This is a genomic window from Streptomyces sp. NPDC051963, assembly GCF_044593495.1.
GTDB lineage: Bacteria > Actinomycetota > Actinomycetes > Streptomycetales > Streptomycetaceae > Streptomyces.
The window spans coordinates 216,448-241,873 of sequence record NZ_JBIUCC010000010.1 but is presented as its reverse complement, the minus strand read 5'-3'; the positions used below and the strand labels follow the sequence as shown (position 1 = coordinate 241,873).

The 25,426-nt window shown below is 70.5% G+C and carries 22 protein-coding genes; 3 read left to right on the top strand and 19 right to left on the bottom strand.

The features are described 5' to 3' along the window. Positions 1 to 73: 73 nt before the first annotated feature. Positions 74 to 388, bottom strand: a complete 315-nt coding sequence (locus tag ACIHFB_RS38050) for a barstar family protein (protein ID WP_365282568.1) — start codon at positions 386 to 388, stop codon at positions 74 to 76. A 168-nt stretch (positions 389 to 556) separates the two neighbouring features. Between ACIHFB_RS38050 and ACIHFB_RS38045 the strand changes: the two genes are divergently transcribed. Further along, on the top strand, positions 557 to 1,156 hold the full coding sequence (locus ACIHFB_RS38045) for a hypothetical protein (RefSeq protein WP_365282567.1): 600 nt from the start codon (positions 557 to 559) through the stop codon (positions 1,154 to 1,156). Positions 1,157 to 1,167: 11 nt separating this feature from the next. Here the strand turns inward: ACIHFB_RS38045 and ACIHFB_RS38040 are convergent, their stop codons facing one another. From ACIHFB_RS38040 to rpe, 3 genes are all read right to left on the bottom strand, one after another. Continuing rightward, positions 1,168 to 1,635 (bottom strand): iron chaperone, encoded by a 468-nt coding sequence (locus tag ACIHFB_RS38040; RefSeq protein WP_400129283.1) that lies wholly within the window; start codon positions 1,633 to 1,635, stop codon positions 1,168 to 1,170. Between the two features lie 171 nt (positions 1,636 to 1,806). Beyond that, positions 1,807 to 2,850, bottom strand: a complete 1,044-nt coding sequence (locus ACIHFB_RS38035) for a sugar-binding transcriptional regulator (RefSeq protein ID WP_210591895.1) — start codon at positions 2,848 to 2,850, stop codon at positions 1,807 to 1,809. A 78-nt stretch (positions 2,851 to 2,928) separates the two neighbouring features. After that, positions 2,929 to 3,615, bottom strand: a complete 687-nt coding sequence (gene rpe, locus ACIHFB_RS38030) for a ribulose-phosphate 3-epimerase (protein ID WP_400129282.1) — start codon at positions 3,613 to 3,615, stop codon at positions 2,929 to 2,931. Between the two features lie 134 nt (positions 3,616 to 3,749). Between rpe and ACIHFB_RS38025 the strand changes: the two genes are divergently transcribed. Next, positions 3,750 to 5,927: an MMPL family transporter gene (locus ACIHFB_RS38025; RefSeq protein WP_365282564.1), complete on the top strand. Its 2,178-nt coding sequence runs from the start codon at positions 3,750 to 3,752 to the stop codon at positions 5,925 to 5,927. Here ACIHFB_RS38025 and ACIHFB_RS38020 read toward each other — a convergent pair. Together ACIHFB_RS38020 and fmt are read right to left on the bottom strand one after the other, a co-directional pair. Further along, positions 5,908 to 7,326, bottom strand: coding sequence for a transcription antitermination factor NusB (locus ACIHFB_RS38020; protein ID WP_365282563.1), 1,419 nt, complete (start codon positions 7,324 to 7,326; stop codon positions 5,908 to 5,910). The two genes, ACIHFB_RS38025 and ACIHFB_RS38020, sit on opposite strands and share 20 nt — an antisense overlap. Before the next feature lie 66 nt (positions 7,327 to 7,392). After that, a complete protein-coding gene (gene fmt, locus ACIHFB_RS38015; protein ID WP_365282562.1) occupies positions 7,393 to 8,325 on the bottom strand; it encodes a methionyl-tRNA formyltransferase in 933 nt (310 codons plus the stop codon). Positions 8,326 to 8,796: 471 nt separating this feature from the next. Between fmt and ACIHFB_RS38010 the strand changes: the two genes are divergently transcribed. Then, positions 8,797 to 9,339, top strand: coding sequence for a hypothetical protein (locus ACIHFB_RS38010; RefSeq protein ID WP_365282561.1), 543 nt, complete (start codon positions 8,797 to 8,799; stop codon positions 9,337 to 9,339). Positions 9,340 to 9,453: 114 nt separating this feature from the next. Here the strand turns inward: ACIHFB_RS38010 and ACIHFB_RS38005 are convergent, their stop codons facing one another. From ACIHFB_RS38005 to ACIHFB_RS37945, 13 genes are all read right to left on the bottom strand, one after another. Beyond that, the gene (locus ACIHFB_RS38005) at positions 9,454 to 11,604 is read right to left on the bottom strand and encodes a primosomal protein N' (protein ID WP_400129281.1); all 2,151 of its coding nucleotides are present in this window, start codon (positions 11,602 to 11,604) and stop codon (positions 9,454 to 9,456) included. A gap of 137 nt (positions 11,605 to 11,741) precedes the next feature. Continuing rightward, positions 11,742 to 12,950, bottom strand: a complete 1,209-nt coding sequence (metK, locus tag ACIHFB_RS38000) for a methionine adenosyltransferase (RefSeq protein ID WP_365282559.1) — start codon at positions 12,948 to 12,950, stop codon at positions 11,742 to 11,744. A gap of 240 nt (positions 12,951 to 13,190) precedes the next feature. Then, the gene (gene coaBC, locus ACIHFB_RS37995) at positions 13,191 to 14,393 is read right to left on the bottom strand and encodes a bifunctional phosphopantothenoylcysteine decarboxylase/phosphopantothenate--cysteine ligase CoaBC (RefSeq protein ID WP_400129345.1); all 1,203 of its coding nucleotides are present in this window, start codon (positions 14,391 to 14,393) and stop codon (positions 13,191 to 13,193) included. A gap of 119 nt (positions 14,394 to 14,512) precedes the next feature. Further along, positions 14,513 to 14,785, bottom strand: a complete 273-nt coding sequence (gene rpoZ / locus ACIHFB_RS37990) for a DNA-directed RNA polymerase subunit omega (protein ID WP_003982715.1) — start codon at positions 14,783 to 14,785, stop codon at positions 14,513 to 14,515. Between the two features lie 38 nt (positions 14,786 to 14,823). Next, complete coding sequence (gene gmk / locus ACIHFB_RS37985; protein ID WP_365282558.1) at positions 14,824 to 15,381, bottom strand: guanylate kinase; 558 nt, start codon at positions 15,379 to 15,381, stop codon at positions 14,824 to 14,826. Positions 15,382 to 15,439: 58 nt separating this feature from the next. After that, positions 15,440 to 15,763 carry an integration host factor gene (locus ACIHFB_RS37980; protein ID WP_003977346.1) on the bottom strand — a complete coding sequence of 108 codons (324 nt, stop codon included), beginning with the start codon at positions 15,761 to 15,763 and terminating at the stop codon, positions 15,440 to 15,442. A 277-nt stretch (positions 15,764 to 16,040) separates the two neighbouring features. Then, a complete protein-coding gene (pyrF, locus tag ACIHFB_RS37975) occupies positions 16,041 to 16,883 on the bottom strand; it encodes an orotidine-5'-phosphate decarboxylase (protein ID WP_400129280.1) in 843 nt (280 codons plus the stop codon). Further along, positions 16,880 to 17,986, bottom strand: coding sequence for a quinone-dependent dihydroorotate dehydrogenase (locus ACIHFB_RS37970; protein ID WP_365282556.1), 1,107 nt, complete (start codon positions 17,984 to 17,986; stop codon positions 16,880 to 16,882). Before ACIHFB_RS37970 ends, pyrF begins: the two co-directional genes overlap by 4 nt. Positions 17,987 to 18,056: 70 nt before the next feature. Continuing rightward, the gene (gene carB / locus ACIHFB_RS37965) at positions 18,057 to 21,365 is read right to left on the bottom strand and encodes a carbamoyl-phosphate synthase large subunit (RefSeq protein WP_400129279.1); all 3,309 of its coding nucleotides are present in this window, start codon (positions 21,363 to 21,365) and stop codon (positions 18,057 to 18,059) included. Further along, positions 21,358 to 22,530, bottom strand: coding sequence for a glutamine-hydrolyzing carbamoyl-phosphate synthase small subunit (gene carA / locus ACIHFB_RS37960; RefSeq protein WP_400129278.1), 1,173 nt, complete (start codon positions 22,528 to 22,530; stop codon positions 21,358 to 21,360). Before carA ends, carB begins: the two co-directional genes overlap by 8 nt. Beyond that, positions 22,527 to 23,111 (bottom strand): hypothetical protein, encoded by a 585-nt coding sequence (locus ACIHFB_RS37955; protein ID WP_365282553.1) that lies wholly within the window; start codon positions 23,109 to 23,111, stop codon positions 22,527 to 22,529. Before ACIHFB_RS37955 ends, carA begins: the two co-directional genes overlap by 4 nt. Then, a complete protein-coding gene (locus ACIHFB_RS37950; RefSeq protein ID WP_365282552.1) occupies positions 23,108 to 24,394 on the bottom strand; it encodes a dihydroorotase in 1,287 nt (428 codons plus the stop codon). The genes ACIHFB_RS37955 and ACIHFB_RS37950 overlap by 4 nt, the downstream gene beginning before the upstream one ends. A 5-nt stretch (positions 24,395 to 24,399) precedes the next feature. Further along, entirely contained in the window at positions 24,400 to 25,377 is a 978-nt protein-coding gene (locus tag ACIHFB_RS37945; RefSeq protein ID WP_400129277.1) for an aspartate carbamoyltransferase catalytic subunit, read from the bottom strand. Between the last annotated feature and the right edge of the window lie 49 nt (positions 25,378 to 25,426).

Here is a 25,426-nt window from a genome sequence, read left to right as displayed (position 1 = left end):
ACCTCGCAGGAGGGCGGCCCACCTCAGATGGAGGCGGCCTCCGGTCCGGCCGGACGAACGTGGCCCAGACCGGTCAGGAGGAGCCACCCAGCGCGAGCGCCACGGTCAGCGCCGAGGTGTGGTCCGCCGCCTGCGAGAACACGTCCCGGGCGATCCCCCACTCCTTCGGCTGCGCCCCGGCGTACGGCTGCCAGTTCCGTACGACGATCAGCAGCCCCTGTTCCACGGCGCCCTCGGGCCACACGGTGTGGTCGGACAGGGAGTCGGCCAGCGCGTCCCAGTTGCGGCCGAACCAGTCGGGCAGCTCCAGCGCACGGGCGCAGCGGTCCATCAGGCCCGCCTTGTCCGTGACCCCGTCGAGGTCCAGCGTGACCACCAGCTCTGTCATCTCAGCTCCGCCCGGAACGATTCGTAGTGATCATTGGTGATCATCGGTGTGCCAGATCTTGCCATCCCACCCGCCGACGATCCACCGTTCCCGGCGACCGCAGGGCACCCTCCGCCTCCACAACCCCGCCCTGTACGCTGCCGAGCGCCAACGCGGGAAGGGAAGTCCATGGACGTCGGCGCAGTGCAGTCCCAGCGGCAGTTCCACATCCACCAGCGGGTGACCATGATGGTCAACCGCTACGAGATCTTCACCGACGACGGCAAGGGCGGGCCGGGCGCGAAGGTCGCCTTCGTCGAGCAGAAGCGCATGAAGTTCAAGGAAGAAGTCACCCTCTACACCGACGAGTCCCGGCAATCCGTCTTCGCCGCCTTCAAGGCCCGCAAGGTCGTCGATCTCGCCAGCGCCTATGACGTCACCGGCGGCGGGCAGCCGATCGGCGTGTTCGGCAAGAAGTTCGGGAAGTCGCTGCTGCGCTCGACATGGACGCTCGACCAGCCGGGACTCCCGGCTCTCACCATTCAGGAACGCAACGCCGCGCTGGCCCTCTTCCGGCGGGTGTGGGGGCTGCTGCCGTTCGTCGGCGACCTGCCCTTCATCTGGAAGTACCACTTCGACTTCGTCGACGCGGACGGCCGGAACGTGGGGTCCTTCGAGAAGAAGACCCGCTTCCGTGACCACTACGTCGTCCGGATCGAGGACGACCGGCGCGACCGGCGACTGATGCTCGCCCACGCGGTCGCCCTGGACGCGCTCCAGTCACGCTGACCGTCCGGGCCTCAGCCCACCGCCTTCTTCACGAGCGCGGCGATCGTCTTCTCGTGCGCGGGCGTCAGCTCCCGCACGGCGAAGGCGGTCGGCCACATGCTGCCGTCGTCGAGCGTCGCCGAGTCATTGAAGCCGAGCGTCAGGTAACGGGACTTGAACTTGGCCGCGGCCTGCACGAAGCAGACGACCTTGCCGTCCTTGGCGTACGCCGGCATTCCGTACCAGAGCTTCGGCATCAGCTCGGGGGCGCTCTCCTTGACGATGGCGTGCAGCCGCTCGGCGATGACGCGGTCCTCTTCCGGCATCTCGGCGATCTTCTCGAGTACGGCGGCTTCCGCGTCGGCCTTGGTCTTGCGCTTCCCGCCGCGCACGGCCTTGAGCTCCTGGGCGTGCTCCTTCATCGCGGCCCGCTCGTCGTCCGTGAAGCCGTCGTACGACGTGCCGGTCGTGCTCTTGCCGGACTTCTGTGCGTTCTCCATGGCGGGGATCCTTCTGCGCGATCGGCTGGGACACCCTCATGCCAGGAAGCCCGCGGCGGCATCGGCTTCTTCAGAACTGATCGATGCGCAGGTGGCGCAGAAGCAGCGAGGGACGGACCGCGGCGGCAGGCCGCCGCGGTCCGTCCCTTCACAAGCTCCCCTGAAAGACCGTCAGGGGCCGTCCGGGTCGGCCCTGTTGAGGGCGGGCCGCGGCGTCGGTCCCGTCGTCAGCAGATAGTCGGCCGCGGAGGTGTCCGTCACCAGGCTGGTGACGAGCCCCGACCGCAGCACCGCGTCGATCGCGGCCGCCTTCCGCTGTCCGCCCGCGATCGCCACGACCTCGGGGATACGGCGGAGCTGGTCGGCCTTGACGGTGATGCACCGCTCGCCCAGGTCCCGTCCGACCCGGCGGCCCTCGGCGTCGAAGAGGTGCGCGGACGTCTCGGCGGCGACACCGAGGGACGAGTAGTGCGCCCGCTCCTCGTCGCTGAGCATGTCGTACACCGTCGAGATGCCCGGCTCCCAGGAGCCGATGGAGACACAGGCGACGGTGACCTTGTCGAAGTACTCGAAGGCGCGGGCGATCCCGGTCTGGTTGCGCAGCGCCGCCGCGGTGGCCGCGTCCGGCAGCAGCATCGGCGCGTAGATGGGGTGGGCGTCGCCGCCGGACACCTGGGCGGCCCGCCGCACGGCCTCCACCGAACCGCGCTCTGCGGTCCCGGCGTCGTACACGCCCGTCAACTGCACCACCGTGCACGGCGGCAGCCGGTCGAGGGCCGCGGCCATGTGGATGGTGGAGCGGCCCCAGGCAAGGCCGAGGACATCGCCTTCGTTGACGAGTTCGCCGAGCAGGTCGGCGGCCACTTCACCGAGGTTCTCGGGGTCGGGCGAATCCTCGGGCTCGGCCGGGGACTCGACCACGACGGCATGCCTGAGGCCGTAGCGGGCGCGCAGCGCGTCGGAGCGGTCGGCGTCCAGTTCTGCCGGGACACGGATCTCGATGCGTACGAGATCCCGTTCGAGGGCGGTCTCCAAAACCCGGGCCACCTTGAAGCGGCTGACGCCGAACTCCTCGGCGATCTGGATCTTGGACTTGCCCTCGAGGTAGAAGCGGCGGGCCATGGCCGCCGCCTGCACCAGCTCTGCGGGTCCCATCCGCATGGCTGACCGGCCCGCCGACATTGCCGACACGGCGCTCTCCTCACTGCTGTTCACACTCTGGATTCGCCGTTCATCCTTGCAGATCCGGCGTACTTGATCCGCCCTGATGGGCGCCGTTCACGTTCCCTTGGCTCAGTGGTCGCACGCCCACGACGCACGGGCTGTCACCGCCTCGGCTTGGGTGCGTAGTGCACGTACCGCCTCGGCCGGATCATCGGCCGAGTACACCGCCGAACCGGCCACGAAGACATCGGCGCCGGCCTCCGCGCAGCGCTCGATCGTCGTCGCCGAGACTCCGCCGTCGACCTGGAGCCACAGCTCAAGGCCGTGCTTGCTGATCAACTCGCGGGTGCGGCGAATCTTCGGGAGCATGATGTCCAGGAACGCCTGGCCACCGAAGCCCGGCTCGACCGTCATGATCAGCAGCATGTCGAGTTCGGGGAGCAGATCCTCGTACGGCTCGATGGGCGTCGCCGGCTTGAGCGCCATGGAGGCACGGGCACCCTTGGCCCGGATCTCCCGGGCCAGCCGCACCGGAGCGGAGGCCGCCTCGACATGGAACGTGACGGAGCCGGCACCCGCTTCGACGTACTGAGGCGCCCACCGATCGGGGGCCTCGATCATCAGATGGCAGTCCAGCGGGGTGTCCGTCGCACGGGCCAGGGACTCTACGACCGGCACGCCGAGCGTGAGGTTCGGGACGAAATGGTTGTCCATGACGTCGACGTGGAGCCAGTCGGCCCCTTCGACCGCCTTCGCCTCTTCGGCGAGCCGGGCGAAGTCGGCGGACAGGATGCTGGGGTTGATCTGCACGGCCATAGGCCAAGACTGCCATGTCCGGGCACGAATGTTCGCCCCGGTACGGACCTAAGACGTTCATCGGATGTTGTGCGAGGGCCGCGCGTGCCATGCTGGGCGGCCCACAGGCTCCACGGGCGGCTACGGGGGTGGCCATGACGGGGACCGGATCCGAGACCGACGAGACCAGGACGAGCAGCAAGGGCATCGCGCACCTGGTGTGCGGACGCCGCGCGAAATGGGTCGTGCTGGTGCTGTGGCTGGCGGCGCTCTTCCTGACGGCGCCCTTTGCGCAGAAGCTCACCGACGCCCAGGACAACGACGCGGCCTCCTGGCTGCCCGGGTCCGCCGAATCGACCCAAGTCCTGGAGATCTCCGAGGACTTCAGGCCCGAGCAGATCCCGGCGATCGTCATCTACGCCCGCGAGAGCGGCCTGACCGCACAGGACCGGGCGCAGATCAACGAGGACGTGCAGCAGCTCAAGCAGCTGACCGACCACGGCATCCGGGGCGATGAGACCCGGGGCCCGACCTTCGACCGGCAGACGGACCCGAGGGCCGCCCAGATCTACGTCCCGATCACCATGGACGAGAAGGGCTGGGAGCGCATCGCGCCGGCCGTCGACTCGATCCGGGACGACGTCGGGAAGGGCGGCGGCGGGCTCGCCGTGCACATCACGGGCCCGGGCGGCACCTCCGCGGACTTCTCCGAGGCCTTCGAGGGCATCGACTCGACGCTGCTGCTGTCCGCGATGGCCGTCGTCATCGTCATGCTGCTGCTGACGTATCGCAGTCCGACGCTCATCCTGGTCCCGCTGCTCTCGGTGATCGCCGCCCTCTTCACCGCCCAGGCCGTGGTCTACTTCTTCGCCGAGCACGCGGGCCTGACCGTCAACGGCCAGAGCGCCGGCATCCTCACCGTGCTCGTCTTCGGCGCGGGGACGGACTATGCCCTGCTCCTGGTCGCCCGCTACCGGGAAGAGCTCCGCCGTCACGAGGACCGGCACGAGGCGATGGCCCTTGCCCTGCACCGGGCCGGACCCGCGGTGATCGCCTCCGGCGCCACGGTCGTGCTGAGCATGCTGGTGCTGCTGGCCGCCGAGATGAACTCGACCCGGGGCCTCGGCCCGGTCGCGGCGATCGGCGTCGCCGTCGCGCTGGTGGCGATGATGACGCTGTTCCCGGCCCTGCTGGTGATCTTCGGCCGCTGGATCTTCTGGCCGGTGATCCCGCACTTCGGCTCGGCCGACCCGACCGAGCGGGGCATGTGGGCTCGCATGGGCCGCCGTATGGCCCGTACCCCGCGCATGGTCTGGGCGGTCACGGCGATCGCCCTAGCGATCTGCTCGCTCGGTCTGATCCAGCTCCGCGCGGAGGGCATCAGCAACGCGGACGCCTTCACCGGCAAACCGGACTCGATCACCGGCCAGGAGGTCTCGGAGCGCTACTTCCCGGCGGGCACCGGAGATCCGCTGGTCATCGTCAGCAACCAGGCGCAGGCCCAGCAGGTCGGCCGGGCGGTCGCGGACACCCGGGGCGTCGTCCCCGAGTCGCTGGGCCTGCCACCGGGCACCAAACCGTCCTTCGAGGGCAAGGTCCTCTTCGAGGCCACCATGACCGACCCGGCCGACAGCGAGGCCGCGAAGCAGACGGTCGAACGGGTCCGCGACGCCGTGCACGCGGTGCCGGACGCCGACGCCCAGGTGGGCGGCGGTACGGCGGCCCTGCTGGACATGGACAAGGCGACCACGCACGACAACATCCTGATCATCCCGCTGGTACTGGTGGTCGTACTGCTGATCCTCTGTGCCCTGCTCCGCGCCCTGATCGCCCCGCTGCTGCTGATCGGGACGGTGATCCTGTCGTTCGCGGCGGCACTCGGCATCAGCGCTCTGGCCTTCCGGTACGTCTTCGACTACGCGGGCGAGTCGACGGACTTCCCACTGTTCGTCTTCGTGTTCCTGGTGGCCCTGGGCATCGACTACAACATCTTCCTGACCACCCGTATCCGCGAGGAGGCGGGCCGTCAGGGCACCCGCCCGGGCGTGATCACCGGCCTGGCCGCGACCGGCGCGGTCATCACCTCCGCCGGCCTGGTCCTGGCCGGCACGTTCGCCGCCCTGGGCACCCTGCCGATGGTGGCCTTCGCCGAGATCGGCTTCACGGTCGCGCTCGGCATCCTCCTGGACACCTTCCTCGTCCGCTCGGTCCTGGTGACATCCCTGTTCCTGGACGTCGGCCCGAAGGTCTGGTGGCCGCACCGCATGGCGAAGGAGGACGGATCGGCTTCGGCGCCCGAACCCACAGGAAGCGTCACGCGGTCCGGCGGATGAGCGCCAGATACATCGCGTCGGTCCCGTGCACATGCGGCCACAGCTGTACGTCGGGACCCTCGCCGAGATCCGGTACGCCGGGCAGCAGCGGACGGGCGTCGAGGAGTTCGGCGTGCGGATGCTGCTTGAGCACGTCGTCGACGACGGCCCGGGTCTCCGCGAGGTGCGGAGAACAGGTGGCGTAGCCGACGACCCCGCCGACCCGCACGGAGTCGAGCGCGCTCCGCAGCAGGTCGCGCTGGAGCGGACCGAACCCGTCGAGATCCTCGGGACGCCGCCGCCAGCGCGCCTCGGGACGGCGGCGCAGGGCCCCGAGCCCGGTGCACGGCACGTCCATCAGCACCCGGTCGAAGGAGCCGGGCCGCCACGGCGGCCGGGTCCCGTCGGCGGCGATGACCTGGTACGGCCCCGGGTTCCCGGCGAGCGCCTTCGCGACCAGCCCCGCGCGATGGGGCTGCTTCTCGGAGGCCAGCAGTGCGGCGCCCCGCTCGGCCGCGAGCGCGGCGAGCAGAGCGGCCTTGCCGCCGGGCCCGGCACATCCGTCGAGCCACTTATCGTCGGGCCCGTCGACGGGGGCGTTGGCGAGGGCCAGCGCCACGAGCTGGCTGCCCTCGTCCTGCACACCGGCCCGTCCCTCCCGCACCGCCTCGATCGCACCGGGCTCACCGCCCTCGGCAAGCCGTACGGCATACGGCGACCAGCGCCCCGCCACCGCGGCCTCCTCGCCGAGCAGTTCCTCGGCCGTGGCCCGCCCGGGCCGCGCAACCAGCGTGACCTCGGGCCGCTCGTTGTCGGCCGCCAGCAGCTCCTCGATCCCGGCGCGCCCGCCACCGAGGGAGTCCCACAGCGCGGAGACGACCCAGCGGGGGTGCGAGTGCACTACGGCGAGATGCTCCTCGGGATCGTCCTCGTAAGGCGGAGCGACCTTGGCGATCCACCCGTCGAGATCGTCCTGAGCGACCTTCCTCAGGACCGCGTTCACGAACTTGGCCCGCCCGTCGCCGAGCACGACCCGGGCCAACTCGACGGAGGCGGACACGGCGGCATGCGTGGGAATCCGTGTCCCGAGCAGCTGATGGACACCGAGGCTCAGCACATCGAGCACCGGCGGATCGACTTCCCTGAGCGGCCGGTCGACACAGGCGGCGATGACGGCGTCGTACGTCCCCTGCCGCCGCAGCGTCCCGTACACCAGCTCGGTGGCGAGCGCGGCGTCCCGTCCGTCGAACTTCTCGGGTCCCTCCTTCTCCCGCGCCCTCCTGAGCAGCGGCGGCAGGACGAGGTTGGCGTACGCGTCCCGCTCGTCCACCGCCCTGAGCGCCTCGAAGGCAAGGATGCGGACGGGGTCTTTCTGCGGCCGGCGGTAGGGCTTGCGGGGCCGGCGGGACTGCTCGCTCACGAAAAAGGTGCTCCGGATGAAAAGGGGAGAGACGTGCTCCCAGCGTACGTCGGCGCCGGGGCCGTGTTACGCGCCGAGCGTCTCGCCGTCGGCGTCCCGCACCCCGCGCGCCCAGTCGGCGGCCCGCATGGGCTTCTTGCCCTGGGCCTGGACCCAGAGCAGTTCGACGGCGTACGAGCCCGTACCGACGTACACATGGTTCTTGCCGACGGAGAGCGCACCCGGGGCGAGCTCGTCGCGGTCGGGCACGGTGGCGACCTGGATGAGCTTGAGCCGCTCACCGCGGAAGACGGTCCAGGCGCCGGGGGCCGGGGTGCATCCGCGCACCACGCGATCGACCCGCAGAGCGGGCGCCGTCCAGTCGACGTGAGCGTCCTCGACGCTGATCTTCGGCGCCATGGTGATGCCCTCGGACGGCTGCGGTACGGCCTTCAGGGTGCCGTCCTCGATACCGTCCATGGTCGCGGAGAGCAGTCCGGCGCCGGCGAACGCGAGCCGGGTCAGCAGGTCGCCGCTGGTGTCCGTGGGCCGGATCGTCTCGGTCACCGTGCCGTAGACGGGCCCGGAGTCGAGCCCCTCCTCGATGAGGAAGGTCGAGGCGCCCGTGATCTCGTCCCCACTCATGATCGAGTGCTGGACGGGAGCGGCCCCACGCCAGGCGGGCAGCAGCGAGAAGTGCAGATTGACCCAGCCGTGGGCGGGGATGTCGAGGGCCACCCGGGGCAGCAGGGCACCGTAAGCGACGACGGGACAGCAGTCCGGGGCGATCTCCGCGAGCCGCTCCAGGAACGCCGGGTCCCGCGGCTTGGCGGGCTTCAGCACCTCGATCCCGGCCTCCTCCGCCCGCTCGGCCACCGGACTCGCGACCAGCCTGCGCCCACGCCCGGCCGGCGCATCGGGCCGCGTGACAACAGCCGCCACCTCGTGCCGCCCGGAGGCGATCAGAGCGTCCAGTGCGGGAACGGCGACCTCGGGGGTACCGGCGAAGACGAGCTTCATGTCTGGGTACGGGCCTCTCGGGCGGGGGTTGGGCGCGGGCGACGCACCAGTCTATGGCGGAGAACGGGGAGAAGCGCCCTGGGCCCACAGCGGAACGGTTCCGATGCCGGCGGACACCCTTGGGCCCGCCCGACACCACCGCCACCGCCAGCTGCCACCGCCACCCGACTCCCGCCACCCGTCATTCCCCACCGGCCACAGTCAGCCGCCAACGGCGAGGAACCCCCACAGGAGAGGTCCACTTCTCTGTCCAACTGGAAACGGGTGGTGCGCGGGTGGGACAACCCCGGCGCAAGGCCGAAGGCCGCCGCGCCAGCGCACGCCCCGGCGCCAAGGGCGCACGCATATGCCCATACGCCCCCACTGCGTGACCCGCGGAGCGAATCCGCGTTGGTCAAGAAAGAGTTGACCACAACGGGCCGCACCTCGCGCGGCCCGATCCTTTTCAACGCCGGTTCGAGAGGCTTGTTCATGGCCGACCACGCAACCCACGACGCCCAGGCTCGGGCCAGCCTGCACTTGCTGGTGCGGGACATCGAGCGGGTCCGCCGGCAGGTGGACGCACTGCGCACGCTCACCGCCCAGTTGGGCAACGTCTACCGTCCGCGCCGCTCCGGCCCCTCCACGGGCTTCGTCGTCTACGGACGCGCCCCCGCCCCGACGGTCCGGCTCGCACAGGAACTGCGCGACAGCGTCGAGACCCTGGTCACGGCCGCCGTGGACTTCGACCGCTCACTCGGCTTCTCGTGGGACGCGGTGGGCTCCGCGCTCGGCGTCACCAAGCAGGCCGTGCACCGCCGTTACGGATCACGCCGCGCCACGACACAGGCGGCCGCCGAGGCCGAGCGTCCGGCAGAGCCGACGGTGGCCCGCACGGTCAACGTCAACACCGGCATCCCCACGATGCCCACGGTCCCCGCCGCCCGCTCCATGCCCACCCAGCCGACGGCCGGCAGCCCGGTCCTCCGCGACGAGGTCAGGCCGACGGCCTTCCCGGGCCCGCGCAACGGCTGACGACGACACTCACCGCACTGCCCTCCCGGCAAGGATCCGGGAGGGCAGAATCATGCTGCGTCCGCACCCGACGACGAACCGCGACGACTTGCCGCCGGCCGATCCGCGCGGCGCTCACCCGATATCGGGCGGATCGATCCGAATCCGAACCGCCTCCTCGCTCCCCTTGGCCATCCGCGCGGCCTGCGCGGCCTTCAACGCGGCCGCCAGCGCAGACCCCCGCCCCGGCGGCACCCTGATCAAGGCCCGCTCCCAGTGCTCCCCGGGCGGCGGCGCCCCCACCTGCCGGGGCCGCCCCACGGCAGTGGCGGGCAGCGGCACGGGCCCCAACACCTGAGCCTCCCTCGGCAGTTCCACCGCCTCCAGGAACACCGCGACCGCCTCCCGCGGCCCGGATACGGCGGCCATCCGCGACACCGGCGGAAACCCCAGCTCGGCCCGCTCGCCCAGCTCCCGCACCGCATGTCCGACGGGATCCCACCGCACCAGCGCCTGCACGGGCCGCAACGTCGGTTCGGCGACCACGACCACGGTGCCGCCGTCCCCCTGCGGCCGTACCAGCGCCGCCGCGGCGATCCACCGCCGCAACGCGTCCTCACCGGCGCGCAGATCGGGCCGCCCGAGCATGGCCCAGCCGTCCAGCAGCAGGGCCGCCGCGTACCCGCCCTCCGCCACCGGCTCGGCCCCCGGCGTGCTCACGACCAGCGCGGGAGCCCCGGGCACGGTGTCCAGCACATGCTCACGCCCTGACGTCCGAACCGCGACGGCAGGAAAGGCGCGCCCCAGCTCCTCGGCGGTCCGCCGCGCCCCCACGACCTGTGCCCGCAGCCGGAACGACCCGCACTCCGGGCAGTGCCAGTCGCCCTCCTCCCGCCCACACCAGCCGCACCGCAGCGCCCCGGCGTCCTGCGCCTCCAACGGCCCGGCACAATGCCGGCACCGCGCGGCCGCCCGGCACTGGGCGCAGGCCATCCGCGGCACATACCCCCGCCGCGGCACCTGCACCAGCACCGGCCCGGTGCGCAACGCGTCCCTGACGGCCTGCCAGGCAAGGGTGGGCAGCCGCGCGGCTCTCGCGGCCTCGTCCCGCGCGAGATCCCCGTCCCCCACGGTCCGTACGAGGGGAGCGGCGCCCCGCACCTGCTCGCGCGCCGCCACCAGGGGCCCGGCCCACCCGCTCTCCACGAGCTGCGCGGCCTCCACCGTGCAGCTCCAGCTGCCCAGCAGGAAGGCGCACTTGTCCTGGGCGGCCCGCAGCAACAGCACCTCACGCGCATGCGGCTGCGGCGCGTGCAGCTCGCTGTGGCTGTCGTCGCCGTCGTCCCAGATGGCGACGAGCCCGAGGTCCGGCACCGGGGCGAACATCGCGGCCCGCGTCCCCACGACGGCTCGCACGGACCCCCGCCGGACGGCCAGCCACTCCCGATACCGCTTCTCGGGCCCGGCGTCGGCGGTGAGCACCGCATGCCGCCCCTCCCCCAGCAGCGAGGTCAACGCGGCGTCGACCCGCGCGACCGCCCGTCCGTCCGGCACCACGACCAGCGCACCGCGCCCGGAGGCGAGCGTCGCCACGACAGCCCGGGCCAGCTCCTCGCTCCACGCGTCGGCCCCGGGCAGGGCGTTCCACACGGCACGCGGCGCACCCCCGGAGGCCAGTGCCTCCAGAAACGCGGCCCCCCGCTCGTACCGCCGCCAGGACCCCGCCTCGGGCGCCCCCGGCGCGGGCAACGGCTCGGGGGACGGCCGCTGCTCGGCCCGCGCGCTGCGCGGAGGCACGGCGAGCTGGAGCACATCGGCGAGACTGCCGGCGTACCGGTCGGCGACAGCGCGAGCCACCCCGAGCAGTTCCTCGCTCAGCACGGGCTCGGGGGAAACGACCTGGGCCAGCGCGGCGAGCGGCCCGGAGTAGTCGGACTCGGCCCGCCGCTCGACGAGAAACCCGTCGATCAGCCCGCCGCCCTCACGCCGCCCGTCCCGCACCCTGTTCCGCCCGGCCCCGAACCGCACCCGCACCCGCACGCCCGGCTGTGCCTCGGCGTCGAGCTCCTCGGGCACCGCATAGTCGAAGTACCGATCAAGATGCAGCACCCCCTTGTCCACGAGCACCCGCGCAACAGGCAGCTCCTTGGCCAGCGCGGCCCCCCGCCACGTCCGCGGCTTGGCCCGCGGCGTCTTCGCCTTGCGCACACTCTCCCGAATGAACGCGAGCTGCTCAGGCGGCGCACCCTCCCCGCCACCCGCCCCCGCCCCGTCCTCGCTGCTCACCCTTGCATTCTTCCAAACGCCACTGACAACCGAACGCGCCCGACTCCCCCGCATGTCCCGCGGCCGTCCACCGGCCCCGAAACGCGCCGAGGCCCGGCGCCCCGAAGGGCGCCGGGCCTCGCAGAGAGCCGGGGGACTTAGAGCCCCGCCGCCTGCCGCAGCGCGTCCACGCGGTCCGTGCGCTCCCAGGTGAACTCGGGGAGCTCACGGCCGAAGTGGCCGTACGCGGCGGTCTGGGCGTAGATCGGGCGGAGCAGGTCGAGGTCGCGGATGATCGCGGCCGGGCGGAGGTCGAAGACCTCGTCGATCGCCTTCTCGATCTTCTCGTGGTCGATCTTGGCGGTGCCGAAGGTCTCGACGAAGAGACCGACCGGCTCGGCCTTGCCGATCGCGTAGGCGACCTGGACCTCGCAGCGGGAGGCCAGGCCGGCCGCCACGACGTTCTTCGCGACCCAGCGCATGGCGTAGGCGGCGGAGCGGTCGACCTTGGACGGGTCCTTGCCGGAGAAGGCACCGCCGCCGTGGCGGGCCATGCCGCCGTAGGTGTCGATGATGATCTTGCGGCCGGTGAGGCCGGCGTCGCCCATCGGGCCGCCGATCTCGAAGCGGCCGGTCGGGTTGACCAGCAGGCGGTAGTTCTCGGTGTCGAGCTTGATGCCCTCGTCCAGCAGCGCCTTCAGCTCCGCTTCCACGACGAACTCGCGGATGTCGGGGGCCAGGAGGGACTCCAGGTCGATGTCGCTCGCGTGCTGCGAGGAGACCACGACCGTGTCGAGGCGGACGGCCTTGTCGCCGTCGTACTCGATGGTGACCTGGGTCTTGCCGTCGGGGCGCAGGTACGGGATGGTGCCGTTCTTGCGGACCTCGGACAGGCGCTTCGCCAGACGGTGTGCCAGGAAGATCGGCAGCGGCATCAGCGTCGGCGTCTCGTCCGTCGCGTAGCCGAACATCAGGCCCTGGTCGCCCGCGCCCTGCTTGTCGAGCTCGTCCTCATCGCCTTCGACGCGCTTCTCGTACGCCGTGTCGACACCCTGCGCGATGTCCGGGGACTGCGCGCCGATGGACACCGAGACACCGCAGGAGGCGCCGTCGAAGCCCTTCTTCGAGGAGTCGTAGCCGATCTCGAGAACCTTGCTGCGGACGAGCGTCGCGATGTCCGCGTACGTCTTGGTGGTGACCTCGCCGGCCACATGCACCAGGCCGGTCGTGATCAGCGTCTCGACGGCGACCCGGGAGGTCGGGTCCTCGCGCAGAAGCGCGTCGAGAATGGTGTCGCTGATCTGGTCAGCGATCTTGTCGGGGTGACCCTCGGTCACAGACTCCGAGGTGAACAGGCGACGGGACACAACGCTCCCTGGGGTTGCAGCGGCTGCTGTCTGATCATGGTCGGACGGGCTCGGGGGCTGCGCCCGGCTCCGTCCGAGAACAGTTTATCGGTCGCGCTCGGCCATCGGCCCCCTTGTCTCGCCTCTCGGATCCACTGTGACCTGCGGCACGGGCATTCTGCCCAATGCCGCACCGCCTTGGCCAGGGGCGCCACGCCTCAATGTACGAGGTGCGAGAGAGCAGTGAAACGAATGGAACCCTCAGCTCAGCCGCTGGGCCACCAGATCCCACACCGTTTCGGCCAGGGCTTCCTTCGGTCCGTGCGGGACCGGGGTCTCGGTGCCGTCGGCGCCCAGCACAACGGCCTCGTTCTCCTCGGCACCGAACGTCTTGCGCTCCCCCACCTCGTTCACCACGAGGAGGTCGCACCCCTTGCGTTCCAGTTTCGTACGGCCGTTGGCCAGGACGTCGTCCGTCTCCGCGGCGAAGCCGACGATCACCTGTCCGGGGCGGGCGCGCACGGCCGAGATCTCCGCGAGGATGTCCGGATTCCGTACCAGCGTGATGGGGTCCGGCTCCTGGCCGTCCTTCTTCTTGATCTTTCCGGCCGCGTAGGTCGCCGGGCGGAAGTCCGCGACCGCTGCGGCCATGACGACCGCGTCGGCGTCCGCGGCCGCCTTCAGCACCGCCTCCCGCAGCTGCACGGCCGTCCCGACCGGGACGATGTCGACGCCCGCCGGATCGGGCAGGGCCGCGTTCGCGGCGATCAGCGTCACCCGGGCGCCTCGGGCGGCCGCGGTGCGGGCGAGGGCGTAGCCCTGCTTGCCGGAGGAGCGGTTGCCGAGGAAGCGGACCGGGTCGAGGGGTTCGCGGGTGCCACCGGCGCTGACGACGACGTGCCTGCCGGCGAGATCGGGTTCCGCGACTCCTCTGGCGAGCACACGGCGGCAGACCTCGAAGATCTCGGCCGGGTCGGGCAGCCGGCCCTTGCCGGTGTCGACGCCGGTGAGACGGCCGACGGCCGGTTCGATGACGACCGCGCCGCGGCGGCGGAGTGTCGCCACGTTCTCCTGGGTGGCCGGGTGCTCCCACATCTCCGTGTGCATGGCGGGGGCGAAGACGACCGGACAGCGGGCGGTGAGCAGCGTGTTCGTGAGCAGGTCGTCGGCGAGGCCGTGGGCCGCCTTGGCCAGCATGTCGGCGGTCGCCGGGGCGACGACCACCAGATCGGCGTGCTGCCCGATACGGACGTGCGGGACCTCATGGACGTCGTCCCAGACCTCGGTCGAGACCGGGTGGCCGGAGAGCGCGGACCAGGTGGCGGCGCCGACGAAATGCAGGGCGGAGGCGGTCGGCACCACGCGTACGTCGTGCCCGGACTCGGTCAGTCTGCGCAGCAGCTCGCACGCCTTGTAGGCGGCGATCCCACCGCTGACCCCCAGAACCACCTTCGGCTTGTCCACCGGGCCCTCCCCGCACTCGACGACGTTCGACTCCATGACACACCACAGGCCCGACAGTCGCGCTGCCGGGCCTGTGGAAAAAGCTACTGCGGTCTGCAGATATTACTTACTGCCAGTGCTTACTGCGCCGGGCCCTCAACGGCCTCGGACGTCAGCAGACCCGCGTTGATCTCACGCAGGGCGATCGAGAGCGGCTTCTCGTGGACGTGGGTGTCGACGAGCGGACCGACGTACTCAAGGAGACCCTCGCCGAGCTGCGAGTAGTACGCGTTGATCTGGCGGGCACGCTTGGCCGCGTAGATCACCAGGCTGTACTTCGAGTCGGTGGCCTCAAGCAACTCGTCGATCGGCGGGTTGATGATGCCCTCGGGCGCGGTGATGGAAGAGGACACGCTCTACCTTCCGAAAGATGGGATGGGATCGAAAACGATCACACAACGTCCATCAAGGCTAGCAGCTCGCGCGCCACGTCCTCGACGGAGGTGTTGACCAAGGTCACATCGAACTCCGGCTCGGCCGCCAGCTCGACCTTCGCGGCCGCCAGTCGCCGCTCGATCACCTCGGGCGGCTCGGTGCCACGTCCGGTGAGCCTGCGCACCAGCTCCTCCCAGGAAGGAGGAGCCAGGAACACCAGCTGGGCGTCCGGCATTGACTCGCGGACCTGCCGGGCTCCCTGAAGGTCGATCTCCAGCAGGACGGGCTCGCCCGCCTCCAGACGCTCCAGCACGGCCTTGCGCGGCGTGCCGTAGCGGTTGCCGGCGAATTCCGCCCACTCCAGCAACTCGCCGTTGGCGATCAGCTTGTCCATCTCCTCGTCGGTGACGAAGAAGTAGTGGACTCCATGCCGCTCGCCGGGGCGGGGCCTGCGGGTCGTCGCCGACACCGAGAGCCAGACCTCGGGGTGTTCCTTGCGCATATGGGCGACGACCGTGCTCTTGCCGACCCCGGAGGGGCCGGAGAGCACGGTCAGCCGCGGACGTTCACTCATGCAGCGATTATTCCAGCTATCCCGGCATGCCCGGGACTCCCTGACCGCATGACCGGACTCAGGAGCCGGTGCTGCCGAATTCACGCTCCAGGGAGGCGATCTGGTTCGAGCCGAGGCCGCGCACGCGGCGGCTCTCGGAGATGCCGAGTCGCTCCATGATCTGCTTGGCGCGGACCTTGCCCACGCCCGGCAGGGACTCGAGCAGCGCGGAGACCTTCATCTTGCCGATGACGTCGTTCTCCTGGCCCTGCTTGATGACCTCGTGCAGGGAGGCGCCGGAGTGCTTGAGTCGATTCTTGACCTCGGCCCGCTCCCGGCGAGCCGCGGCGGCCTTTTCGAGCGCGGCTGCGCGCTGTTCAGGGGTAAGGGGCGGAAGAGCCACGCCTACGTCACCTCGGATGTTGAACTGTCGGATACGGACCGGTGAGGAACCTAGTCGCCCCACACCTGGGGAGCCACGAGCAACACGCTTGCCCGTTAACTCTGCTCGGAGACTAGCGGCCAAGTCCGCCAGAGTCAGCGAGAACAGCGGAAAAGTCCTGGTCAGCCTCTCCAGAGAAGGACATTTCCGACATATTGCCCCGGATTTGAGGATGTATTCAGACTCAAGTCGGTCCCGAGCCACTCATCGGAGGACTGCTTCGACCGGTTCGAACGCCTCATGCGGCGGTCACGGCCGCCCGGATCTCCTCCGCGAAGCGCTCGGCCGCCCCGCGCAGCGCGCCGACGTCGGGCCCGTGCCGCAGCACACCCCGGCTGACGTTCGGAACGACATTGCGCACCGCCGCGCCGAAGACTCCGGGGAGGTCCGCCGGAGTCGCCCCCTGGGCCCCGATCCCGGGCGCGAGGAGCGGACCGTTGATGTCGAGGTCGTACGACGACAGGTCGCCGAGCGTGGCGCCGACGACCGCCCCGAAGGAGCCCATCGGCTCCTCCCCCGCGTTCTCGGCGGCCAGGTGCGCCAGCATGGTCGCTCCGACGTTCCGTCCGTCGGCGCGGACGGCGTGCTGGACCTCGCCGCCCTCGGGGTTCGAGGTGAGCGCCAGCACGAAGAGGCCCGCGCCGCTCTCACGGGCCAGCGCGACGGCCGGACCGAGCGATCCGTAGCCCAGATACGGCGACACGGTCAGCGCGTCGGAGAAGAGCGGGGCGTCCTTCCGCAGGAACGACTCGGCGTACGCGGCCATGGTCGAGCCGATGTCGCCGCGCTTGGCGTCCATCACGACCAGCGCACCGGCCGCCCTGGCATCCGCGACGGACTTCTCCAGGACGGCGACACCCCGCGAGCCGAAGCGCTCGAAGAAGGCGCTCTGCGGCTTGAGGACGGCGACCCGGTCGGCCATCGCCTCGACGACCGTGCGGCTGAACCGCTCCAGGCCGGCGATGTCGTCGTTCAGGCCCCACTCGCCGAGCAGGGACGCGTGCGGGTCGATGCCGACGCACAGCGGGCCGCGCTCGTCCATGGCACGGCGCAGCCGGGCTCCGAAGGGTTCCGGGCTCATGCGGCCTTCCTTACGTCGGCGCCGACCGCGTCGGCGAGGGTGGCGTACGAGCTGGTGCGGAGGCGGGCGGCGAGGCCCTTGTGGAGGGCGCGGCCCCAGAAGGGACCCTCGTAGATGAAGGCGCTGTAGCCCTGGATGAGGGTGGCACCGGCGAGGATGCGCTGCCAGGCGTCCTCGGCGTCCTCGATGCCGCCGACGCCCACGAGGGTGATCCGGTCCCCCACGCGCGCGTAGAGGCGGCGCAGCACCTCCAGGGAGCGTGCCTTGAGCGGGGCGCCCGAGAGTCCGCCGACCTCCTCGACCAGGGAGGGCTCGGAATTCAAACCGAGGCTCTCGCGCGCGATGGTGGTGTTCGTGGCGATGATCCCGTCCAGTCCGAGCTCGACGGCCAGGTCGGCGACCGCGTCGACGTCCTCGTCGGCGAGGTCCGGCGCGATCTTCACCAGGAGCGGGACCCGGCGGTCGGTGACCGTACGGTCGGCGGCCTCGCGGACGGCGCTGAGCAGCGGACGCAGGTGATCCACGGCCTGGAGATTGCGCAGGCCGGGCGTGTTCGGCGAGGAGACGTTCACGACCAGGTAGTCGGCGAAGGGCGCGAGACGCTCGGTCGACTTCACGTAGTCCCCGGCGGCGTCGGCCTCCGGGACGACCTTGGTCTTGCCGATGTTGACGCCCACGACGGTGTTGAAGACGGGCGTACGGGAGGCCAGCCGGGCGGCCACGGCCAGCGAGCCCTCGTTGTTGAATCCCATGCGGTTGATCAGCGCCCGGTCCGGCACCAGCCGGAACAGCCGCTTCTTGGGGTTGCCCGACTGCGCCTCCCCGGTGACCGTGCCGATCTCGACATGGTCGAAGCCCAGCATCGACATGCCGTCGATGGCGATCGCGTTCTTGTCGAAGCCTGCGGCGAGCCCGAAGGGGCCGTGCATACGCAGCCCGAACGCCTCGGTGCGCAGCTCCTTGTAGCGGGGCGCGAGCGTGGCCGCGATGAAGGTGCGCAGCACGGGGATGCGGACGGCCAGGCGGATCCAGCGGAAGGCGAGATGGTGCGCCTGCTCCGGGTCCATGCGCTTGAAGACGAGGTTGAAGAAGAGCTTGTACATGGTGTCCTCACGAAGACGTGGTGTCCTCACGAAGAGGGGGACACCGTTTCCGATGTCCCCCTCAGGGCTGCTAGTCGCGGGCTGCGATCAAATGCTCGGCGTGTTCCTGGAGCGAACGCACGCCCACGTCACCGTGGTTGAGGGCGTCGATGCCCTGGACGGCTGCGGCGAGCGCCTGGACCGTCGTCAGACACGGCACGGACCGCGCCACGGCCGCCGTACGGATGTCGTAGCCGTCGAGCCGGCCGCCGGTGCCGTACGGGGTGTTGACGATGAGGTCGACCTCGCCGTCGTGGATCAGCTGGACGATGGTCCGCTCGCCGTTCGGGCCGGTGCCCTCGGACTGCTTGCGTACGACGGTGGCGTGGATGCCGTTGCGCTTGAGGACCTCGGCGGTGCCGGACGTGGCGAGCAACTCGAAGCCGTGGGCGACCAGTTCACGCGCCGGGAAGATCATCGAGCGCTTGTCGCGGTTGGCGACCGAGATGAAGGCGCGGCCCTTCGTCGGCAGCGGACCGTACGCGCCGGCCTGCGACTTGGCGTACGCCGTGCCGAACACGGAGTCGATGCCCATGACCTCGCCGGTGGAGCGCATCTCCGGGCCGAGGATCGTGTCGACGCCGCGGCCGTGGATGTCGCGGAACCGCGACCACGGCATGACGGCCTCCTTGACGGAGATCGGCGCGTCGAGCGGGAGTTCGCCGCCGTCGCCGGTCGCCGGGAGCAGGCCCTCCGTGCGGAGTTCGGCGATGGTCGCGCCCAGCGAGATCCGGGCGGCGGCCTTCGCCAGCGGCACCGCGGTCGCCTTCGAGGTGAAGGGGACGGTGCGCGAGGCACGCGGGTTGGCTTCGAGGACGTACAGGATGTCGCCCGCCATCGCGAACTGGATGTTGATCAGTCCGCGGACGCCGACTCCCTTGGCGATGGCCTCCGTCGAGGCGCGCAGCCGCTTGATGTCGAAGCCGCCGAGGGTGATCGGCGGCAGTGCGCACGCCGAGTCGCCGGAGTGGATGCCGGCCTCCTCGATGTGCTCCATGACGCCGCCGAGGTACAGCTCCTGGCCGTCGTACAGCGCGTCGACGTCGATCTCGATCGCGTCGTCGAGGAAGCGGTCGACGAGCACCGGCCGGGAGGGGCTGATCTCGGTCGACTCGGCGATGTAGGACGACAGCCGGGTCTCGTCGTACACGATCTCCATGCCGCGGCCGCCAAGGACGTACGACGGCCGTACCAGGACCGGGTAGCCGATCTCGTCGGCGATGGCCTTGGCCCCGGCGAAGGTGGTGGCGGTGCCGTGCTTGGGGGCCGGCAGGCCCGCCTCGGCCAGGACCTGTCCGAAGGCGCCGCGGTCCTCGGCGGCGTGGATGGCCTCCGGCGGGGTGCCGACGACCGGCACGCCGTTGTCCTTCAGCGCCTGTGCCAGGCCCAGCGGCGTCTGGCCGCCCAGCTGGACCACGACACCGGCGATCGGCCCGGCGAGGGACTCCGCGTGGACGATCTCCAGCACGTCCTCCAGCGTCAGCGGCTCGAAGTACAGGCGGTCGGAGGTGTCGTAGTCCGTGGAGACGGTCTCGGGGTTGCAGTTGACCATCACGGTCTCGTAGCCCGCGTCGCTCAGCGCGAAGGAGGCGTGGACGCAGGAGTAGTCGAACTCGATGCCCTGGCCGATGCGGTTGGGGCCGGAACCCAGGATGATCACCGCGGGCTTCTCGCGCGGAGAGACCTCCGTCTCCTCGTCGTACGAGGAGTAGAAGTACGGCGTGCGGGCCGCGAACTCGGCGGCGCAGGTGTCGACCGTCTTGTAGACCGGGCGGATGCCCAGCGCGTGCCGCACCTCGCGGACGACGTCCTCGCGCAGCCCGCGGATCTCGCCGATCTGCTGGTCGGAGAAGCCGTGCCGCTTGGCCTCGGCCAGCAGGTCCGGGGTCAGCTTGGGCGCCCCGGACAGTTCGTCGGCGATCTCCTTGATGAGGAAGAGCTGGTCGACGAACCAGGGGTCGATCTTCGTGGCCTCGAAGACCTCCTCGGGCGTGGCGCCCGCGCGGATGGCCTGCATGACCGTGTTGATCCGGCCGTCGGTCGGCCGGACGGCCTCCAGCAGCAGCCCGGTCTTGTCCCCCGGGTCCCCGACGAAGGTGAACTGGCTGCCCTTCTTCTCCAGCGAACGCAGCGCCTTCTGGAACGCCTCGGTGAAGTTGCGGCCGATGGCCATGGCCTCGCCGACCGACTTCATGGTGGTGGTCAGCGTGGAGTCGGCCTGCGGGAACTTCTCGAAGGCGAACCGCGGTGCCTTGACCACGACGTAGTCGAGGGTCGGCTCGAAGGAGGCCGGGGTCTCCTGGGTGATGTCGTTCGGGATCTCGTCGAGGGTGTAGCCGACGGCGAGCTTCGCGGCGATCTTGGCGATGGGGAAGCCGGTCGCCTTGGAGGCGAGGGCCGAGGAACGCGACACGCGCGGGTTCATCTCGATGACGATGACGCGGCCGTCGACCGGGTCGATCGCGAACTGGATGTTGCAGCCGCCGGTGTCGACGCCGACCTCGCGGATGATCGCGATACCGACGTCACGAAGGCGCTGGTACTCGCGGTCGGTCAGCGTCATCGCGGGCGCGACGGTGATCGAGTCACCGGTGTGCACGCCCATCGGGTCGAAGTTCTCGATGGAGCAGACGACCACGACGTTGTCGTGCTTGTCGCGCATCAGCTCCAGCTCGTACTCCTTCCAGCCGAGGATGGACTCCTCCAGGAGCACCTCGGTGGTCGGCGAGAGCGTGAGGCCCTGCCCGGCGATACGACGCAGCTCCTCCTCGTCGTGCGCGAAGCCGGAGCCGGCGCCGCCCATGGTGAAGGACGGGCGGACGACGACGGGGTAGCCGCCGAGCGTCTCGACGCCCTTGACGACGTCGTCCATGGAGTGGCAGATCACCGAGCGCGCGGACTCGCCGTGCCCGATCTTGGCGTTGACCGCCTCGACGACCAGCTTGAACTGATCGCGGTCCTCGCCCTTGTGGATCGCCTCGACGTTGGCGCCGATCAGTTCGACGCCGTACTTCTCCAACGCGCCGTTCTCGTGCAGCGAGATCGCCGTGTTGAGCGCCGTCTGACCGCCCAGCGTCGGCAGCAGCGCATCCGGCCGCTCCTTCGCGATGATCTTCTCGACGAACTCCGGGGTGATCGGCTCGACATAGGTGGCGTCGGCGATCTCCGGGTCGGTCATGATCGTCGCAGGGTTGGAGTTGACGAGGATGACGCGCAGGCCCTCGGCCTTGAGCACCCGGCACGCCTGCGTGCCGGAGTAGTCGAACTCGGCGGCCTGGCCGATGACGATCGGACCGGAGCCGATGACCAGGACGGACTGGATATCGGAGCGCTTAGGCACGCTGGCCCTCCATCAGGACTGTGTTCATCAAAGACGTGAAGCGGTCGAACAGGTAGGCGGCGTCATGCGGGCCCGCTGCCGCTTCGGGGTGGTACTGGACACTGAAGGCCGGCCGGTCGAGGAGCCGGAGCCCCTCCACCACGTTGTCGTTGAGGCACACATGGGAGACCTCGGCGCGGCCGTAGGGGGTGTCGGACACCTTGTCGAGCGGGGCGTCGACGGCGAAGCCGTGGTTGTGCGCGGTGACCTCGACCTTGCCGGTCGTACGATCCTGCACCGGCTGGTTGATGCCGCGGTGGCCGTACTTCAGCTTGTACGTGCCGAAGCCGAGCGCGCGCCCCAGGATCTGGTTGCCGAAGCAGATGCCGAACAACGGCGTACCGCGGTCCAGCACCGCCTGCATGACGGAGACCGGGTGGTCGGCGGTGGCCGGGTCGCCGGGGCCGTTCGAGAAGAACACGCCGTCCGGGTCGACGGCGTAGACGTCCTCGGCGGTCGCCGTCGCCGGCAGCACATGCACCTCGATGCCGCGCTCGGCCATCCGGTGCGGGGTCATGCCCTTGATGCCGAGGTCCACGGCGGCGACGGTGAACCGCTTCTCGCCGATCGCCGGGACGACGTACGCCTCCTTGGTGGCGACCTCGGCGGAGAGGTCGGCGCCCTTCATCTCGGGCGCCTGGCGCACCTCGGCGAGCATGGTGCCCTCGTCGGGCAGCGCGTTGCCGGAGAAGATGCCGACGCGCATGGCACCGCGCTCGCGCAGATGACGCGTCAACGCGCGCGTGTCGATGCCGGAGATGCCGACGACGCCCTGGCCCCGCAACTCCTCGTCCAGCGAGCGGCGGGAGCGCCAGTTGGAGGGCACGCGCGCGGGGTCCCGTACGACATAGCCCGCGACCCAGATCTGCTTCGACTCCGGGTCCTCGTCGTTGACGCCGGTGTTGCCGACGTGCGGGGCGGTCATCACGACGACCTGGCGGTGGTACGACGGGTCGGTGAGGGTCTCCTGGTAGCCGGTCATGCCGGTGGAGAACACGGCCTCGCCGAAGGTCACCCCCACGGCCCCGTAGGCACGGCCGCGGAAGATACGGCCGTCCTCCAGGACGAGTACGGCGGGAGCCGCCCGGTGCCTCTGAGAGGCGGTCCCCTGGATGGAGGTCGTCATCGTTCGGCGCCTTCCGTGCTGGTTGCTTCGATCATGGAGTTGATGGCGGCGACCCATTCGTTGTGCTCGGCCGCGTGGTCGGAACGGAACCCGGAGTCGAGCAGCCGCTCGCCGTGCGCCCACGTCACGACGAGCAGCCCGCCCTCGGTCAGGACCTTGCCTGCGATGCCCTTGTCGAGCCGGGCCTCGCGCAGGGCCGCCAGGGGGACGAAGAAGTCGGTCGCGCCTGGGCGGACGACGTCCAGTCCCGCATCCGTCAGCGTGAGCTCGACCCGGCTGCGGGTGCCGAGGCCGTGCGCCACGATGCGGTCGAGCCACTGCCCGGCGGTGGTGGAGCCGTGGTAGCGGCCACTCATCGACAACACAGCCAGTTTCGCCGCACCCGGCTCGTCCGGCGCGGTGGGGAGCTCCGGCAGGTCGCCCTGGAGGGTGCCGCGCCACTTCCAGCCCTCGCGCATCAGCCAGTAGATGAGCGCGACGAACAGGGCGAGGCCGACGAGCCAGCCGACCCGGGCGGCCCAGTCGGTCACCTCCGCCGACTTCTGTCCGGCGGCCAGGTAGGTCAGATGCAGAGGTGTCACGTGAGCTTCCCGTCGACGAGCGTGGCCTTGCCCCGGAGCCACGTGTGCGTGACACGGCCCGGCAGCTCACGCCCCTCGTACGGAGTGTTGCGGCTGCGCGAGGCGAAGCCCTTGGGGTCCACGGACCCACGGTATTCCGTGTCGACGAGCGTGAGGTTGGCGGGCTCACCAGCCGAGACGGGGCGGCCGTGCCCACCTGCCTGCCCGATCCGCGCGGGCTTGAAGGACATGCGCTCGGCGACCCCGGCCCAGGTGAGGAGCCCGGTGTCCACCATCGTCTCCTGGACCACTGACAACGCGGTCTCCAGGCCGACCATGCCCATGGCGGCCGCGGCCCACTCGCAGTCCTTGTCCTCGTGCGGGTGCGGGGCGTGGTCGGTGGCGACGATGTCGATCGTGCCGTCGGCGAGGGCCTCGCGCAGCGCCAGCACGTCGCGCTCGGTGCGCAGCGGCGGGTTGACCTTGTAGACGGGGTTGTACGTGCGGACCAGCTCGTCGGTGAGGAGGAGGTGGTGCGGGGTGACCTCGGCGGTGACGTCGATGCCGCGGGACTTGGCCCAGCGGATGATCTCGACGGACCCGGCGGTCGACAGATGGCAGATGTGGACGCGGGAGCCGACGTGCTCGGCGAGCAGGACATCCCGGGCGATGATCGATTCTTCGGCCACCGCCGGCCAGCCGCCGAGACCGAGCTCGGCGGAGACGACGCCCTCGTTCATCTCGGCGCCCGCGGTCAGCCGCGGCTCCTGCGCGTGCTGCGCGACGACGCCGCCGAAGGCCTTCACGTACTCCAGTGCCCGCCGCATGATCACGGCGTCGTCGACGCACTTGCCGTCGTCGGAGAAGACGGTGACCCCGGCCGCCGACTCGTGCATCGCGCCCAGCTCGGCGAGCTTCTTGCCCTCCAGGGCGACCGTGACGGCGCCGATGGGCTGTACATCGCAGTAGCCGTGCTCCTGGCCGAGCCGGTAGACCTGCTCGACTACACCGGCCGTGTCGGCGACGGGAAAGGTGTTGGCCATGGCGAACACGGCCGTGTAGCCGCCGGAAGCCGCCGCGCGCGTGCCGGTCAGCACGGTCTCGGAGTCCTCGCGCCCGGGCTCACGCAGATGGGTGTGCAGGTCGACGAGCCCCGGCAGCAGCACCTTGCCGGCGGCCTCGACGACCTCGGCGCCGTCGTCCGGCAGACCGCTGCCGACGGCGGCGATCTGCCCGCCGTCGATCAGCACGTCCTGCGCCTCGCCGCCGAGCACCTTCGCACCACGGATCAGGATCTTGCTCATCTGTCTTACTTCTCCTCGGTACGGGGGTGGCTGACGGCGGGCTCGCTGCCGCCCAGCAGCAGGTACAGAACGGCCATCCGGATGGAGACTCCGTTTGCGACCTGCTCGATGGCGGTGCAGCGCTCGGAGTCGGCGACCTCGGCGGTGATCTCCATGCCGCGGACCATCGGCCCGGGGTGCATCACGATGGCGTGCTCGGGCATCTTCGCCATGCGGTCGCCGTCGAGGCCGTAGCGCCGCGAGTATTCGCGCTCGGTGGGGAAGAAGGCGGCGGTCATCCGCTCGCGCTGGACGCGCAGCATCATCACCGCGTCGGACTTGGGCAACGTGCTGTCCAGGTCGTACGACACCTCGCACGGCCAGGACTCGATGCCGACCGGCACCAGCGTGGGCGGGGCGACGAGCGTGACCTGGGCGCCGAGGGTGTGCAGCAGATCGACGTTGGAGCGGGCGACGCGGCTGTGCAGGATGTCGCCGACGATCGTGATGTGCCGGCCGGCGAGGTCCTGCCCGATCCCGGCATCCCGCCCGACCAGGCGCCGCCGCATGGTGAAGGCGTCCAACAGGGCCTGGGTGGGGTGCTGGTGGGTGCCGTCGCCGGCGTTGATGACGGCGGCGTCGATCCAGTCGGAGTTGGCCAGGCGGTAGGGCGCTCCGGAGGCGCCGTGCCGGATGACGACGGCGTCGACGCCCATGGCCTCAAGGGTCTGGGCGGTGTCCTTGAGGGACTCCCCCTTGGACACCGAGGACCCCTTGGCCGAGAAGTTGATGACATCGGCGGACAGGCGCTTCTCGGCCGCTTCGAAGGAGATCCGGGTCCGCGTCGAGTCCTCGAAGAAGAGGTTCACGACGGTACGGCCGCGCAGGGTGGGAAGTTTTTTGATCGGCCGGTCGGCGACCCTGGCCATCTCCTCGGCGGTGTCGAGGATCTGGACGGCGTCGTCGCGGGTGAGGTCGGCGGCCGAGATGAGATGACGCTGCATCTTTCAGGCTCCGTAAGGCAGTTCAGTTCGGGAGATTACGGGCAAGTGG

Coding starts and splice junctions, on each gene's coding strand:
- ACIHFB_RS38050 (WP_365282568.1), bottom strand. CDS start 388: ATGACAGAGCTGGTGGTCACGCTGGACCTCGACGGGGTCACGGACAAG.
- ACIHFB_RS38045 (WP_365282567.1), top strand. CDS start 557: ATGGACGTCGGCGCAGTGCAGTCCCAGCGGCAGTTCCACATCCACCAG.
- ACIHFB_RS38040 (WP_400129283.1), bottom strand. CDS start 1,635: ATGGAGAACGCACAGAAGTCCGGCAAGAGCACGACCGGCACGTCGTAC.
- rpe (WP_400129282.1), bottom strand. CDS start 3,615: ATGGCCGTGCAGATCAACCCCAGCATCCTGTCCGCCGACTTCGCCCGG.
- ACIHFB_RS38025 (WP_365282564.1), top strand. CDS start 3,750: ATGACGGGGACCGGATCCGAGACCGACGAGACCAGGACGAGCAGCAAG.
- fmt (WP_365282562.1), bottom strand. CDS start 8,325: ATGAAGCTCGTCTTCGCCGGTACCCCCGAGGTCGCCGTTCCCGCACTG.
- ACIHFB_RS38010 (WP_365282561.1), top strand. CDS start 8,797: ATGGCCGACCACGCAACCCACGACGCCCAGGCTCGGGCCAGCCTGCAC.
- gmk (WP_365282558.1), bottom strand. CDS start 15,381: ATGAGTGAACGTCCGCGGCTGACCGTGCTCTCCGGCCCCTCCGGGGTC.
- pyrF (WP_400129280.1), bottom strand. CDS start 16,883: ATGAGCCCGGAACCCTTCGGAGCCCGGCTGCGCCGTGCCATGGACGAG.
- ACIHFB_RS37970 (WP_365282556.1), bottom strand. CDS start 17,986: ATGTACAAGCTCTTCTTCAACCTCGTCTTCAAGCGCATGGACCCGGAG.
- carA (WP_400129278.1), bottom strand. CDS start 22,530: ATGACGACCTCCATCCAGGGGACCGCCTCTCAGAGGCACCGGGCGGCT.
- ACIHFB_RS37950 (WP_365282552.1), bottom strand. CDS start 24,394: ATGAGCAAGATCCTGATCCGTGGTGCGAAGGTGCTCGGCGGCGAGGCG.
- ACIHFB_RS37945 (WP_400129277.1), bottom strand. CDS start 25,377: ATGCAGCGTCATCTCATCTCGGCCGCCGACCTCACCCGCGACGACGCC.